This is a genomic window from Paenibacillus forsythiae T98, from assembly GCF_000520735.1.
Classification (GTDB): domain Bacteria; phylum Bacillota; class Bacilli; order Paenibacillales; family Paenibacillaceae; genus Paenibacillus_AQ; species Paenibacillus_AQ forsythiae.
The window spans coordinates 1-667 of record NZ_ASSC01000073.1 but is presented as its reverse complement, the minus strand read 5'-3'; the positions used below and the strand labels follow the sequence as shown (position 1 = coordinate 667).

Below are 667 nucleotides of genomic sequence, written 5' to 3'. Positions count from 1 at the left end.
CGGTCCCGATCCGAAGGCGGCGCTGGGCGGTATATCACCCGGCACATTCACGGTGCTGCTCATGCACGAGCCGGATTATGCGGATTTCGTGCAGGAATATCCTATTCATCTCCAGCTGTCCGGACACAGCCACGGCGGGCAGATTCGGATTCCGTTCATAGGCGCTCCCTTTGTGCCGGACGGGTCGGTCAAATATATTAGCGGCTTGTATACAGTCGGGGAACCGAAGAGGAAGCTGTATGTCAATCGGGGGTTTGGCGAGACTTACATGCCCTTGCGGTTCATGTGCCGTCCGGAGCTGACGGTATTTACGCTGCGGCGGATGGAAGGATAGCAGCCACAACAGGGCATATCTTGTTACACAAATGAAATATTACCGTTATCAAACTCTAACAGTGATGGGGTAAACTGTATACATGACCCCCTTTTGAGAATATAGATTTGTTGGGACCCGAGAAATCGGGTCCATTTTTTATGGAATAAACTTAGCCGCTTCTTCTCTGACGGTTCAGACTCACTTGGGGTTGCTGCCTCCGCAGAGCGTTGCCTGCGCCGGGGTCCAGCCGTACCGCACCCAGCGCCGCAAATGAAGCGATGATGCCCAGGATGAAGAAGGAGACCGTATAGGGTCCCGAGGCGCTGGAAGAGCCGGTAACAAAATGGGCGA

General features: G+C 54.1%; 2 protein-coding genes. One reads left to right on the top strand and one right to left on the bottom strand.

What is annotated here, in order from left to right:
- Positions 1–334: metallophosphoesterase (locus tag L692_RS32320; protein ID WP_025696921.1), on the top strand; the 334-nt coding region annotated here is incomplete at its 5' end.
- 151 nt (positions 335–485) lie between these two features.
- Here the strand turns inward: L692_RS32320 and L692_RS32315 are convergent.
- Positions 486–667 (bottom strand): hypothetical protein (locus L692_RS32315; protein WP_036721587.1); only part of this gene is annotated, 182 nt, incomplete at its 5' end.